14 protein-coding genes are annotated in these 14,504 nt (G+C 35.6%); 2 read left to right on the forward strand and 12 right to left on the reverse strand.

Annotation, left to right across the window (positions count from 1 at the left end; all coding sequences use genetic code 11):
* Nucleotides 1-85: 85 nt before the first annotated feature.
* The 10 genes from BA768_RS08360 to BA768_RS08405 form a co-directional block, all read right to left on the reverse strand.
* Nucleotides 86-1,222, reverse strand: coding sequence for a 3-hydroxyacyl-CoA dehydrogenase NAD-binding domain-containing protein (locus BA768_RS08360; protein ID WP_065720375.1), 1,137 nt, complete (start codon nucleotides 1,220-1,222; stop codon nucleotides 86-88).
* Nucleotides 1,223-1,305: 83 nt separating this feature from the next.
* Entirely contained in the window at nucleotides 1,306-2,106 is an 801-nt protein-coding gene (locus tag BA768_RS08365) for an enoyl-CoA hydratase-related protein (protein WP_065720376.1), read from the reverse strand.
* A gap of 95 nt (nucleotides 2,107-2,201) precedes the next feature.
* Nucleotides 2,202-2,666, reverse strand: a complete 465-nt coding sequence (paaD, locus tag BA768_RS08370) for a 1,2-phenylacetyl-CoA epoxidase subunit PaaD (protein WP_034679200.1) — start codon at nucleotides 2,664-2,666, stop codon at nucleotides 2,202-2,204.
* 106 nt (nucleotides 2,667-2,772) lie between these two features.
* Entirely contained in the window at nucleotides 2,773-3,564 is a 792-nt protein-coding gene (paaC, locus tag BA768_RS08375) for a 1,2-phenylacetyl-CoA epoxidase subunit PaaC (protein ID WP_228388350.1), read from the reverse strand.
* Between the two features lie 28 nt (nucleotides 3,565-3,592).
* Nucleotides 3,593-3,874: a 1,2-phenylacetyl-CoA epoxidase subunit PaaB gene (gene paaB / locus BA768_RS08380; protein WP_034679196.1), complete on the reverse strand. Its 282-nt coding sequence runs from the start codon at nucleotides 3,872-3,874 to the stop codon at nucleotides 3,593-3,595.
* Nucleotides 3,875-4,066: 192 nt separating this feature from the next.
* Complete coding sequence (gene paaA, locus BA768_RS08385; RefSeq protein ID WP_034679304.1) at nucleotides 4,067-5,005, reverse strand: 1,2-phenylacetyl-CoA epoxidase subunit PaaA; 939 nt, start codon at nucleotides 5,003-5,005, stop codon at nucleotides 4,067-4,069.
* An 87-nt stretch (nucleotides 5,006-5,092) separates the two neighbouring features.
* Entirely contained in the window at nucleotides 5,093-6,178 is a 1,086-nt protein-coding gene (locus tag BA768_RS08390) for a 2Fe-2S iron-sulfur cluster-binding protein (protein WP_065720378.1), read from the reverse strand.
* Entirely contained in the window at nucleotides 6,175-7,494 is a 1,320-nt protein-coding gene (locus BA768_RS08395) for a phenylacetate--CoA ligase family protein (protein WP_083206613.1), read from the reverse strand. The genes BA768_RS08390 and BA768_RS08395 overlap by 4 nt, the downstream gene beginning before the upstream one ends.
* A gap of 421 nt (nucleotides 7,495-7,915) precedes the next feature.
* The gene (locus tag BA768_RS08400) at nucleotides 7,916-9,247 is read right to left on the reverse strand and encodes a carboxylesterase family protein (protein ID WP_065720380.1); all 1,332 of its coding nucleotides are present in this window, start codon (nucleotides 9,245-9,247) and stop codon (nucleotides 7,916-7,918) included.
* A gap of 68 nt (nucleotides 9,248-9,315) precedes the next feature.
* Nucleotides 9,316-10,218 (reverse strand): helix-turn-helix domain-containing protein, encoded by a 903-nt coding sequence (locus BA768_RS08405; RefSeq protein ID WP_065720381.1) that lies wholly within the window; start codon nucleotides 10,216-10,218, stop codon nucleotides 9,316-9,318.
* 354 nt (nucleotides 10,219-10,572) lie between these two features.
* Here BA768_RS08405 and BA768_RS08410 point away from each other — a divergent pair, with 354 nt between their 5' ends.
* A complete protein-coding gene (locus BA768_RS08410) occupies nucleotides 10,573-11,625 on the forward strand; it encodes an NAD(P)-dependent alcohol dehydrogenase (RefSeq protein ID WP_065720382.1) in 1,053 nt (350 codons plus the stop codon).
* A 74-nt stretch (nucleotides 11,626-11,699) separates the two neighbouring features.
* On the opposite strand, the gene BA768_RS08415 is transcribed toward BA768_RS08410, so the two are convergent.
* Nucleotides 11,700-12,062, reverse strand: coding sequence for a winged helix-turn-helix transcriptional regulator (locus BA768_RS08415; protein WP_065720383.1), 363 nt, complete (start codon nucleotides 12,060-12,062; stop codon nucleotides 11,700-11,702).
* Between the two features lie 80 nt (nucleotides 12,063-12,142).
* Between BA768_RS08415 and BA768_RS08420 the strand changes: the two genes are divergently transcribed.
* Nucleotides 12,143-13,027 carry an NAD(P)H-binding protein gene (locus BA768_RS08420; RefSeq protein ID WP_065720384.1) on the forward strand — a complete coding sequence of 295 codons (885 nt, stop codon included), beginning with the start codon at nucleotides 12,143-12,145 and terminating at the stop codon, nucleotides 13,025-13,027.
* A 127-nt stretch (nucleotides 13,028-13,154) separates the two neighbouring features.
* On the opposite strand, the gene BA768_RS08425 is transcribed toward BA768_RS08420, so the two are convergent.
* Nucleotides 13,155-14,471 (reverse strand): ectonucleotide pyrophosphatase/phosphodiesterase, encoded by a 1,317-nt coding sequence (locus tag BA768_RS08425; RefSeq protein WP_228388347.1) that lies wholly within the window; start codon nucleotides 14,469-14,471, stop codon nucleotides 13,155-13,157.
* Nucleotides 14,472-14,504: the final 33 nt, after the last annotated feature.

Here is a 14,504-nt window from a genome sequence, read left to right on the forward strand (position 1 = left end):
TAATTTGAGAATTAAATCAATTTGAGAATTTGAAAATGAAAAAACTGCTGTGATTAATTTTCAAATTAGCATACTTTCAAATTGTCTAATTCAGTTTACGCAGCAACGGGCTTTGTCTGTATCTTTCTTCCTGATATTCTTCGTAAAGATTCTGTAGTGTTTCGGAGATTTTTGCATATCCGATTTCTTTTCCCCAAGCCAATAATCCTTTTGGATAGTTTACTCCTTTCTGCATTGCTAATTCAAGATCTTCATCGTTGGCAACGCCTAATCTTTTTGCTTCAACGGCTTCGTTAATCAGCATTGAAATAATTCTTAAAAATATTTGTTGATAAAGCGTATCTTCTTTTTCTGCAACAGGATTTTGAGCATTTTCTGAATAATCGTAGAAACCTTTTCCTGTTTTTCTACCGTGAAGTTTTGCTTCGGACATTCTTTGTTGTAGAAGAGAGGGTTTGTATTTTGTGTCGTAGAAATAATCTTTGTAAACTGTTGTTGTTACAGAGAAATTAACGTCAACACCAATTAAATCCATCAATTCAAAAGGACCCATTTTGAAGTTTCCGATTGTTTTCATGGCATCGTCAACCTGTTCTAGAGTTGCTATGTTTTCTTCAACGATTCTTAACCCTTCACCGTAGTAAGGACGGGCAATTCTGTTCACGATAAATCCGGGAATATCTTTGGCAATTACAGGTGTTTTACCCCAATCTTTCATGAGGTTGTAGATTTTTTCCGCTAAAAATTTTTCTGTTAATAGAGATGGAATAACCTCAACCAAAGGCATCAGAAGAGCCGGATTGAAGAAATGAATTCCAATGAATCGCTCCGGTTTTTGTAATTCCGCACCGAGAGAGGTAATGGAAATAGATGACGTATTGGAACCAATGACACAGCTTTCTGAAACGTATTTCTCTAATTCTGTGAAAACTTTGGTTTTGATTTCTTTATTTTCGATGATGGCTTCGATGACCAATTCGCAATCTTTGAAGTCCTTCAATTCTGTAGCGATGGAAATATTAGATAAAATTTCGACCATTTTCTCTGACGAAATCTTCTGTTTGTCAACCAATCTGGTTAATGTTTTTTCCAAACCTACGGTTGCCGTTTCTACTTGTTTTGCATTGGCATCATAGACCCAAACTTTGCATCCGTTCGTTGCGGCTACTTGTGCGATGCCGATTCCCATAGTTCCGGCACCGATAATTCCTACGTTTTTCATTATTTATAGATGTTAGAAGCCAGAAGTTAGAAGTTAGATTTTGTAAACTAATTTCTAACCTCTAATTTCTAAATTCTATAATATTATTTTCCTTTATAATCAGGTTTTCTTTTTCCTAAAAAGGCACTTACCCCTTCTTTGAAATCTTCCGTTTCAGCAGCTTCCTGCTGTAGGTCTCCTTCCAATTCCAATTGCTCTTTCAGTGTATTGTTGTATGAAGCGGCGAATGCTTTTTTGGTTAATTTTAAACCAACAGTTGGCATATTTGATGTCTTTTCTAAAATTTCCATTGATTTAGAATTAAATTCTTCTTCAGAGAAAACCTCAGCAACTAAGCCGTATGATTTTGATTCTTCAGCAGATAATTTTTTTCCTGTAAATGCTAAATAATTCGCCAATTGTCTTCCCAATAATTTAGGCAAGAAATAGGTTCCTCCTGTATCCGGAATTAATCCGATATTTGAAAATGCCTGAGCGAAATATGCTTTATTTGAAGCCAAAACAAAGTCACAAATCAATGCCAACATCGCACCCGCTCCCACTGCAGGACCATTTACCAATGCAACAACAGGTTTTTTGCAACGGGTAATTTCAAGCACCAAAGGATTGTAATAATCGGTTACAATTCTTCTGATAATGTCATCGTCATGATGATCGTTACCCTGAACGAAAGCATCATCTAAATTCTGACCGGAACAAAAGGCTCTTCCTCTTCCAGAAATTGCCACGCATCTTATAGTAGGATCTTCACTGCATTCTTTAACAAAGTCTTTTAAATCTGATAAAGATGGCTTGGTAAGCGCGTTCATTGTGTCCGGCTGATTCAGATAAGCAATTTTCAGCTTTCCGTCAAAATGCGATTCAATATCGAGTTGTGTGTACATAGTATTAATTTTTTAATTTGAAAAAATAGTCAATTTGAAAATTCTGATTTCACTACTAATTTACTCATTTTCAAATTAGCACATTTTCAAATTTTTTAATGGCACTTAAAATAGTCAAAAGGCTCTAAACAGTCTAAACACTGATAAGAAGCCTTACATAATGTAGACCCGAATCTGCTGATCTGTTTTGAATTCATAGAACCACAACGCGGACATTTTTTCGGTTTCCCGATGTGATGTTCGTCGGCTCCTTTTTCGGGAGGTGAAATTCCGTAAACACGAAGTTTTTCTCTCGCTTCATCCGTCAGCCAGTCTGTTGTCCAAATCGGAAACATTTTGGTGACTACTTTCGCATCCCAACCGTTTTCTTTCATGATTTTCATGATGTCTTCCTCAATAGTAAACATAGCGGGACAGGCAGAATAAGTCGGCGTAATCGTTACTTCACAAGAATTCTCGCTGGTAACTTTTGCTTCTCTTACAATGCCTAATTCCACGATATTGATTACCGGAATTTCCGGGTCGGGAACTAATTCTAATATTTCTAAAGGATTTTTCAATCTTTTTTAATCTGATTTTTTTTAACGCAAAGTGCACTAAGATTTTTTTGACTACTAACTGTTTTTAAGTTCGCAAAGGCGTTTCACTAAGCAAAATCCAAAAAAATTACCAAGTACAACCCGGATATGCTCTCTGCATATACTGTAATTCACAAAGCATAAATCCGAAATATTCTGTGTGATATCCTGTTCTTGATTTTGGTTGCATGAAAGGATTCGCAGGATATTCTAAACCGAAATCTTCAAAATCTTTTTGTGTAATAGAAAGAAAATCTTCATAAAGAGCGTCAACATTTGGAGCGATGTTTAAAGCAATTAAATCATCTTCTCCTTCCACTATTGCGAATAATCCTTTTGAATATTCCCAGATATTTTCAATTGCTTTTACCAGACGAGATTTACTTTCTTCTGTTCCTTGAGCAAAGATTTTCATCCAAGAAGAAGCGTGAGTATAGTGATACCTTACTTCTTTCAAAGATTTTTGAGCAAGAGCAGAAAGTTCTTCATTAGCAGAATTGGATAATGCTTCGTACATTAATTTCTGGTATACGGCGAAAACATACACTTTAAGAATCGTCTGCGCATAATCTTCATTCGGAAGCTCAACCCAATGTGCGTTTACGTATTCGTGTTCATATCTTAAAAATGCTAAATCATCTTCGCTTTTACCGTTATCAATCACTCTTGAAGCGTAAACGTAAAAGTTATTCGCCTGACCAAGTTCATCCAACGCGATGTTTGTCAATGCAATATCCTCCTCTAAATAAGGGCCTTCTCCGCACCACGCAGACAAACGCTGTCCCATGATGAAACTATCGTCCGCTAGTTTTAATAAATAATTATATAATGGGTTCATTACTTTAGCTTTTGGCTTTTGGCGTTTAGCTTTTTTGCAAATTGCGAGAAACTAACAGCCAAGAGCTGTTTTACATATTTTTTACATCGTTTGGAATATCGTAGAAGGTCGGGTGACGGTACAATTTGTCATCAGCCGGATCGAAGAATGCTTCTTTATCAATTCCTTCCGAAGTCACGATATATTTACTTGGAACCACCCAAACAGAAGTTCCTTCTTTTCTTCTAGTATAAACGTCTCTTGCGTTCTGCAAAGCCATTTCTGCTGTTGGTGCCTGTACAATTCCAACGTGTTTGTGAGATAATCCCGGTTTAGTCTGAATAAACACTTCCCACATATCTAAATTTGCCATAGTCAAATTTTAATTTTTAAATTCTAAATTTTAGATTTTGAATTATTTTTTAAACTTTAATTTTTGAACCATTAAGGACAATTAAGTTGTTAAGAATATTAAGTTTAGCTTCGCTTTTAGATCTAAAATCAGAATGATTTATCTTAATTAAACTAAACTCCTAAACAAAATCTTAATGGTTTAAATTAAATATTATATTACTTCTTTTTGTTGTTTCTCCGCAAAAGCAATCGCCGCTTCTTTTACCCAAAGGTTTTCCTGTTGTGCTTTTACTTTTGTCTGTAATCTTTTCTTGTTGCAAGGTCCGTTTCCTTTTAAGATTTCCATGAATTCATCCCAAGGAAGTTCTCCGAAATCGTAATGCTGTCTTTCCTCATTCCATTTTAAATCTTTATCTGGAATGGTTAATCCTAAAAATTCAGCCTGAGAAACCGTAACATCAATAAATCTCTGACGAAGACTGTCGTTACTTTCTCTTTTTACTCTGTAATTCATAGAGATTTTAGAGTTTGGCGAACTGTCGTCATTGGGGCCAAACATCATTAAAGCAGGCCACCAAAAACGGTTTAGCGAAGCTTGAGCCATTTCTTTCTGCTGTTTTGTACCACGGCAAAGCGCCATTAAAATCTCATAGCCCTGTCTTTGGTGGAAAGATTCTTCTTTACAGATTTTCACCATCGCTCTTGAATAAGGACCATAAGAATTTCCCATCAACATTACCTGGTTCATAATCGCAGCTCCGTCAACCAACCAACCGATCGCTCCGATATCTGCCCAACTTAACGTCGGATAATTGAAAATACTTGAATATTTTGCTTTTCCTTCCAACATGTCATCGTAAGTCGCATCTCTATCCGCTCTGATAGTTCCGTTTCCTAAGGTTTCAGTCGCAGAATACAAGTATAAACCGTGACCTGCTTCATCCTGAACTTTAGCCAAAAGAGCCATTTTTCTTCTCAAAGAAGGAGCTCTGGAAATCCAGTTGGCTTCCGGCAACATTCCGACAATCTCAGAATGGGCGTGCTGTGAAATCTGACGAACCAGTAATTTTCTGTAATCATCTGGCATTACATCTTTTGGTTCCACTTTATTTTCGTCGTGTACGTATTGTACAAATTTTTCTAAATCCATAATTTTTCCAATTTAGCAATGTATCAGTCTAACAATGTACCAATGATTATTACACTGGTAAATTGATATATTGTTACATTAATTTAATTATACATCATAATTAAGCATCACCACATTCGTTGTCGGATGACATTGACACGTCAGAACGTAACCTCTGGCTACTTCGTCTTCGGTAAGCGCGTAGTTTTTCTCCATGAAAACTTCACCTTCTAAAACTTCGGCTTTACACGTACAACAAACTCCTCCTTTGCACGCAAAAGGTACAGGAAGATTGTCTTTCAATGCTTTATCTAAGATACTCTCTTTTTTTGAATTCAAGTGGAACGAATATTCATCATCATCAATGATTACCGTTACCATACTTTCCAAATTAGCAATTGCCTTGAATTCATCGCTCATTTCTTCAGAATTTTCTTCGTCAGGAGCAGTGAAATATTCAAATAAAACCTGAATGGCAGGTACTTTTTTCTCTTTCTTTAAATAATCTGCGATCCCTTTTATCATCTCTGCAGGTCCACAAATAAAGAATGTAGATTCTTTAACATCAATATCTGTATATCTTTCAAACAGCTGATTTAATTTTTCAGGAGAAATTCTTCCTTCGAAAATCGGATCTTCATGCTGCTCACGGCTTACTAAATAAACAACTTTCAGTCTTCCGTTAAAAGTTTCAACCAATTTATCAATCTCAGCCTTTTTCATCACATGATTCATGCTTCTGTTGCTGTAGAATAAATAGGCATTAGAATTAGGTTCCTGATAAAGACTTTCTTTAATATTTGATAAAACGGGAGAAATTCCGCTTCCTGCAGCCAAACCAACGTAAGTTTTCACGTTTGTCGGATGATAAGACGTATTGAAACCGCCCATTGGAGGCATCACTTCAAGGATTTCGTCCATGTGAAGATGCTCATTGAAATAACCTGAAACTTTTCCGTTTTCTAAAAGCTTAACCAATACTTCCAGCGTGTTGCTTTTTTCACTCGGAGCATTGCAGATAGAATAAGAACGTCTCTCTTCGTTTCCGTCGATCATCATTCGGAAGTTAAGATACTGTCCCTGCTTGAACCTGAATTTATCCTTCAGCTCCTCAGGAATTTCAACGGCTACATTCACAGCATCGTTGGTATCTTTCTGAACTCTTACCGTTTTTAATTTATAAAATGAATTCATTTTGTTTTTAGTATTCTATTAATTTTTCCACCTTCGCACTTAGGCAAACTGTCCTGAGCATGAATTTTCACTTTCGTGGTGATTCCTACTCGTTTTTTTATTTCGTTTTCTATACTTTTTCCAAAGTTTCCGACAAAAATAGCATAATCATCGGTATTAATTTCAATTTGTTTGGCTTTCACAAATTCATCATCAATTTCCAGATCAATATCAAGGGCAACACACATTTGTTCTTTCTCAATCGGGGTTAAATAATAATTCGGTACCACACCTTCCACATGAGAAAATGCTTCTTCAATCTGGCTTGGATAAACATTGACACCTCTTACAATCAGCATATCATCGGCTCTTCCAAGAATTGGTTTCATTTTAACCATTGTTCTTTTTGAGTTTTGTTCATAGTAAAGACTTGTGATATCGTTGGTCCAATAACGTAAAAGCGGCATTGCTTTTTTCGTTAAAGTCGTAATCACCAAAACGCCTTCTTCCCCGAAAGGAACCGGCTGTTTTGTAACCGGATCTAAAATTTCAGGATAAAAATGATCTTCCCAAATGTAAGAACCACCTTTTTCCTCAAAATCCTCCATCGAAACTCCGGGACCGATAATTTCACTTAAACCATAAATATTGGTAGCATGAACGCCCAATTTTTCTTCAATATGATGTCTGATAATCTCCGTCCAAGGTTCAGAACCTAAAACGGCATATTTTAAACTGATTTCGTCTGCCGAGATTCCTCTTTTAGCAAATTCATCAGCGATTGTTAAAGCATAAGAAGGCGAACAACAAATAACTTCCGGTTTAAAATCCATAATCAGGTCAACCTGTCTTGAAGTCATTCCTCCCGAAATCGGAAGAACGCTCATTCCTAATTTTTCAGCTCCATAATGAAGTCCAAGTCCGCCTGTGAAAATTCCGTAACCGTACGCGTTATGCAACTGCATTCCCGGTTTTGCTCCGGCCGCATTCAAAGATCTTGCAACAACTTCGCTGAATAGATCAACATCTTCTTTTGTATATCCTACAACCGTTGGTTTTCCCGTTGTTCCGCTTGAACAATGAATTCTCTGTAGTTCATTTTTTGGAACCGTGAATAATCCGAACGGATAATTGTCTCTTAAATCCTGTTTGTATGTGATCGGTAGCTTTGAAATATCTTCAATTGTCCTTATTTCCCCAGTTGATATTTCTAATTCATCAAATTTTCCTTTATAAAAATCCGACTTCTCCTCAAGATAACTGACCAAATTCACCAATCTTTCCGACTGGAGTTTTCTCAATTGGTCGAGCTGTAAGTATTCAACTGAAAAATCCACACCCATAACTAACTAACATTTGTTAGGTGTAAATTTAAAAAGAATTTGGGAAGTGGCAAAATTTTTATGACTTTCGTCATATTTTGAATGGTTCTAAATAGTTTTGAGGGTAAGGTTGAGGTTTAGATTGAGACAATCTTTGCGTTTAGTTTGTCATTCTGAAGGAGTGAAGCGGAGTGAAGAATCTCTTTTCGATTTTAAATTATAGATTTCTCCTTCGTCGAAATGACAAAGAGACTGTTTAAAAAGTATCCACAAAGTTTGTCTTTCAGAGCGAAACTCAGTGGAGCGTGGAATCTAAGCATAGCTTTACAATAACAATCGAGATTCCTACGTAATGACAAATAATCAAATAAAATTGATTAATGTTTCTCTCGCAGATTTAGGAGATTGAGCCGATTTTTATTTTCTTCATAGAGAATTAGACTTTAGAAACTTCGAGAATTTCAGGTCTTTCAGATACATCGGAAATGCTTCCATTTATTGCGAATTCTGTCCAAATTTTTCTTAGCTTTTTGCCATTTTCTTCAATATATTTCCATGGAATATTTTTTAAAATTCCGGCATTTTTCCAGGCAGATTCATTACCAAAAATAAAAGGTAGATCTATAGCATGAGCTCCTAAAAAATGATTCATTGCTTTAAGACGAGGATGAATTCTGAATAAGTAAACATTTCCCCCTGCTTCAGCATAATTTTCAGCGAAATCTTTTGCCGGTTTTCCGTAGATTATTTCAGTTGTTGCTCGAATGGCTTTGTTGAGAATTTTTTTCGGAATATATTTATTTAAAGTTTCGGATGCTTTCAGGTAAAAAGAAGTTTCTTCATCATTTAGACCTATCAGTACATCAACATTTCCTGCGTTTTCTCTCCATTTTTCTTCAACTTCATTTTCATTGCATAAAGGAGGGAAACCATATTGAGTTCCGAAAGGCATTGCAGCTTTTAAGCCATATTTAAAAAACGACGGAACAAAATTCTTGTAAGTTTCTATGATTTCTAAAATATCCGATTTTCCATTATACATTTTGGTACTATTCAAAAATTCAGCAGCCATTTTCTGGCGGTTTTTTCTTAAACCTAAAGGCGCGCTGTGAATAATAACTCTTTTGAATAATCCCTGTGTATCATCCGAAATCATGAGATGGGCAATGGCATCACCACCCGAAGACTGCCCAAAAAGTGTAATATTCTCTGAGTCTCCAGCGAAAGCAGAAATATTATTTTTAATCCACTTTAAAGCTTCAATCAGATCAAACAAACCTAAATTAGCTGGTCTTTCTTCAGTTCCGCCCAAAAAACCGAAAATCCCTAAACGATAAGAGACTGTAACTATAATAATATTCTGTTCTTTTACCCAATCTGTGGGATCGGCCGTAGAAAGATCGCCACAGCCAATTTCATATGAACCACCATGAATCCAGACAATAACAGAAAGTTTCTGGTTTTCATTAAAATTTTGAGGCCTGAAAATTGAAATATATTGTGGAGACTCATCAATTTCAAAATTATCCAAATTGGTTTTTCCAATCATCTTTTCTAAGAGCGGACTTATATTTTGGGGACAAACCGGCGTTTTTTCAGGAAAGATGATTTCCGAATCTGATGGCTTAACAGCAATCGGTTTTTTGAATCTTTCAGAATAGGCATAACGAATGTTTTTAGCTTTTAAAATTCCGTTTTCTTTTACTGCTAAAATTTTCCCGAAAGCGGTATGAAAAATATGGGTATTATTATTTTGATTTGCAGTCATTGGCTTGAAGCATAAGCTTGAAGATGATTTATGAATACAATTTACAAATTTTGTTTTTGTATTTAAAATTAATTCAATGATTTAAATTCACTTGGCGAAACCCCTACTTTACTTTTGAATAATCTTGTAAAATGCTGTGGATATTTAAAACCCAGATCATAAGAAATTTCACTGATGGATTTTGATGCATCAAAAATCTGATCTTTTGCCACATCGATAAGCTTGTTATGAATATATTCCTGAGCAGAAATTCCAAGCTCTTTTTTGATCAGATCACCAAAATAATTCGCAGACAGATTAAGCTGTTCCGCAAAATAATTGACCATCGGAAAGCCCAGGCTTTTAGGTTTGTCAGATTTCAGATAATCATCCAGTGATTTTTCAAACTTTCCTATAAAATTCTGATTAATGTGATCTCTTGTGATAAACTGACGGTCGTAGAAACGCATGCAGTAATTCAGAAATAACTCAATATTGTTAACAATTAATGATTTACTATGTTTATCAATAGCCTGTTCGAGCTCAAGCTTTATATTTTTAAAACATTCCAGAATAATTTCTCTTTCTTTTTCTGAGAGGTGCAATGCTTCATGAACATCGTAAGAAAAGAAATTGTAGTTTCTGATGTTTTTGCCCAAATTAGTTCCTTTCAATAAATCTGGATGAAAGATCAGAGCAAAACCTGCAGGCTGAATGTAAGTATCTGCATTATAAATTCCGTAAGTCTGTCCTGGAGCAATGAAAACCAAAGTTCCTTCCTGATAATCATAGCTGTGCTTTCCGTACTGCATATCGCCACACATTACATCTTTCAGAAAAACAGTATAAAAACCGAACTGTCTTATATGCTGACAAATAGGATCAGATTTAGAAAAATCTACCACACTTACCATCGGGTGCAATGTTTCGTGCTTCAGCATTTTATTGTATTCCGAAACGCTGTTGAATATTTCAACTTCCTGATTTTTCATGAAGTAAATTTTTTAATTTTAATTCAAAATTACCGATTTCCTATCTACAATTCTTCGGTGTAAGTAAAATTGGTAAATGATTCTGTAATTTATATAAGTATTTTTACATTTAAACTATCGACTTTTGTATCAGAAAATTGATGATCTGTTCTTTAGTTATAACATTTGCTATTAAGGCAAAGAACGCAAGTTTTTTTCAATGTTTGAAAATATTTTTCGTTCGCGAAGCCGTTTGACTTCGTCGAATCCTCGATTTCACTCAGCAAAGAACACGAACTTTTCAAATGATGACTGATTACAGATAACTATTTTTGAAAAATGGAAATATTATAATATCAAACTAAATTAAAAAATATGGACACATTCACAGTAAAAGCTTTCGGAGCAGAATCTACAACTGCCGATTTAGCAGAAATGAATATTGACAGAAGAGAAGTAACATCAAACGATGTTGAAATCGAAATCCTGTATTGCGGAGTTTGCCACTCTGATCTTCATACGGCAAGAAATGATTGGGGCGGAACCAAATATCCTGCAGTTCCGGGACACGAAATTATCGGAAAAATTACAAAAATAGGAAGCGAAGTTTCAAAATTCAAAGTTGGTGATCTTGCGGGAGTCGGATGTATTGTCGATTCTTGCGGAACTTGTGACAGCTGTAAGCAGGATCTTGAGCAATATTGCCTAAACGGATTTACAGGAACTTATAACGGACAGGATAAACATTTAGGTGGTCATACTTTTGGTGGCTATTCTCAGAAGGTGGTTGTAGATGCAGGTCACGTTTTAAAAATTCCGGCAAATCTAGACTTGGCAGCAGTTGCACCTCTTCTTTGTGCAGGAATTACGACCTGGTCACCTTTAAGACACTGGAAAGTTGGGCCAGGTTCCAAAGTGGCAGTTGTTGGTTTAGGTGGATTGGGACATATGGCAATCAAACTTGCAAAAGGTTTGGGTGCTGAAGTAACTTTATTCTCAAGAACTCCCGGTAAAACTGAAGATGCTAAAAAATTGGGAGCAGATCATGTTGTTATTTCTACAGATCATTCGCAAATGGACTCTGTAAAAGGTAAGTTCGATCTGATTATCGACACAGTTCCTTACGATCATGATGTAAATCCTTACATTTCGACTTTAAATATCAACGGAACTCACGTTTTGGTAGGATTTATCGGTAAAATGGAAGATTCTTTATTTACTCCACCCATGATTATGGGAAGAAAATCGGTTGCAGGATCAGTGATTGGCGGGATTGCCGAAACTCAGGAAATGCTTGATTTCTGTGGTGAACATAATATTGTTTCGGAAATTGAAATGATTAAAATGCAGGACATCAACGATGCGTATGAAAGAATGCTGAAAAGCGATGTGAGATATCGTTTTGTAATTGATATGAAATCTTTGTAATCTCAAATTTAATTATAAGAAAGACTCTTCATTTTTTGGAGAGCCTTTTTTATTCTGTGTTTAATTGAAAACAGTTACTTAAAATTTCCCTCCATTTCTTTAAATGCCCATTCTGCCATTGCATGAATAACAGGAATTAACCCTTTTCCGGATTCGCTTAAATTGTAGGTAACATGAGGCGGAACAACAGGTTTTGCAGTTCTGATCACCAAGCCATCATTTTCTAATTGCTTCAGATGCTGAATAAGCATTTTTTCTGTAATTGCAGGAATTGCACGTTTCAATTCACTGTATCTTTTATCGTTCGTCGAAAGATGGTACAAAATAATAGGCTTCCAGTATCCACCGATTTTCTCCATAACATAAGTTACAGGACAAAGGTCGAGCGCATATTTTTTGTTCTGCTGAATCGTAGAGCTTTCTTTAATTGCTGTCATAATACATACTTTAGGGTAAGTACTTGTATAAAAGTAAGTACAAATATACCTTTGTTCTCGGAAATAAAAAATATTTACACATGAAAATTATAATCACAGGTTCAGTAGGAAACGTAGCAAAACCTCTTGCTCAACAATTAATTGCAGAAGGTCATGATATTACTGTAATCAGCAGTAACAACTCTAAAAAAAATGAAATTGAAAACTTAGGGGCAAAAGCTGCCATTGGTTCTATCACAGACTTAGATTTTTTAGTTAAAACTTTTGAAGGTGCAGATGCCGTATTTCTAATGACACCTCCCAACATGGGCGGAACAAATATTGTCGAAAACACTATTAATGCAGGAAAAAATTACGCTGAGGCCATTAAACAAACCGGCGTTAAAAGAATCGTCATGCTGAGCAGCATCGGTGTAGAATCACCTATTGAAAACGGACCTATCAGAGGGCTTCATTTCATCGAGAAATTTTATAACGAACTAGAAAATAGCTCTGTAACATTTTTGAGAGCAGGATATTTTTACATCAATTTCTTTAATGATATTCCATTAATTAAAAATGCTGGAATTATCGGAAGTAATTTTCCTGAAACGGCCACAATTCCAGTAGTTCATCCGATTGATATCGCAAAAGCTGCAGCTGAAGAACTGGTTAAGCATTCTGAAGGAAAAAAGGTGAGATATATAGTAAGTGATGTTCGCACTGCTTCTGATTTTGCAAAAGCCTTTGGCAATGCGATTGGAAAACCTCAGCTTCTATGGGTAGAATTTAAAGATGAAGACTCTTTAAACGGAATGCTTCAGGCTGGAGTACCAAAGGAAATGGCAGAATTATATACCGAAATGGGATTGGGAATAAGAAAGGGTGTTGTGCAGAAAGATTTTATTGAGCACGGTTCTGTCGTGAATGGTAAGGTAAAGTTGGAGGATTTTGCGAAAGAATTTGCGGAAAAATTTAATGCTTAATATGTTTTGCTTAATTTAAAATTTTCGGCGAGCCTTTGGCTCGCCGAAACTGTTTACTGCAATATCAATTTTGTTGATAGAATTTTATCCTATCCTTCAGTAAGTCGTCACTTTGTGACTCTTTAAATTATTTCTTTAACGTTTCTTTTAAAATTTTTAATTTTCCATCAACAGGCTCTGTGATTTTTAAGCCTAAAATTTCAGCAACTAAAGGATAAATATTAATATTTTCAAATTCGTCAATCACAAGATTATTTTTGAATTCCGATCCCCATGCCAAAAATGTTGTTTTCATTTCAGGAACCATTCTTGGGTTGTAGCCATGTTTTCCTACAGATGTTTTCTTTCCTTTTTCCAGAAATATTTTCGGAGCTTTCGGGATTAGTAAAATCTGTCCGATCCTGTTGTATTTATCATCTTTCGTTGCAAAGTGAAGATATTTCGGCAACTTTTTATCTAAATAAACTTCGTAATCATCTGTTTTGGAAGCTTTCAATTCTTTGTAAACCTTTTTTACCTCATCAGTATTTTTCACATACACTCTCAATAAAGTCTGGGAATTATAAAAATCGAACCGGTTTTTATCTAAAAGAATTTCAGGAATCTCAAGAGGATTTCCGCCATCGACTTTTATCATTCCATGGTCTGATACGAAGATAAAATTTACATTTTTTAAGCCTAAATCTTTTACCTTCTGAACCAATTCACCGATCGCATTGTCTATTAATTGAACGGCAACCTCCGTTTCACCAGCTTCAGGACCGAAGTGATGACCGGCTCGGTCAACTTCTGGGAAATATAATGAAATGAAATGTGGTCTTTTATCTTCTGGAAGTTTCAGCCAGTTGATTACTTTGCTCACTTTTTCTGAAGGCGTAAATTTTTCATGATAAGGATAGTAATAAGTCGGTCTGATTCCTCCGGCATTACTTGCGGAACCCACCCACTGGAGAGAAGCGCTAATCATATTTTGTTTTTCAGCAAGACTCCATAACGGGATTCCGCCGTACCAACTGCCGTCTTCTGCATTTTTGCGATTGCTCATTGCATATGCTTCATTTCTTTTATAATCGTAGAAAAAATTATCGACCAAACCATGATGAGAAGGATACAATCCGGTAATTAAAGTCCAGTGATTCGGAAACGTAATACTCGGATAACTGGGAATCATTGCTTTCGCCTGAACTCCATCTTTAGACAACTTCAGAAGATTTTTCGCATTATATTTTTTAGCATAATCATACCGAAAACCATCTGTCGAAATCATAATCACATAAGGTTTATTCCGCGCCTCTACACTGTTGTAACGCTCAGAAACCACCACCTGAGCTGTATCTACATGACTATTCTGAGCAAAAATATTTAATGATAAAATCAGCAGCAGAAATTGCAATCCTTGCTTCATGATAAAATTTTCTGCAAAGGTACTGTGTGCAGTTTTCACACAAAAGTTTAAAAGATTAAAATAATTTTAAAT

The organism is Chryseobacterium sp. CBo1 (assembly GCF_001693475.1).
Taxonomy (GTDB): Bacteria; Bacteroidota; Bacteroidia; order Flavobacteriales; family Weeksellaceae; genus Chryseobacterium; species Chryseobacterium formosense.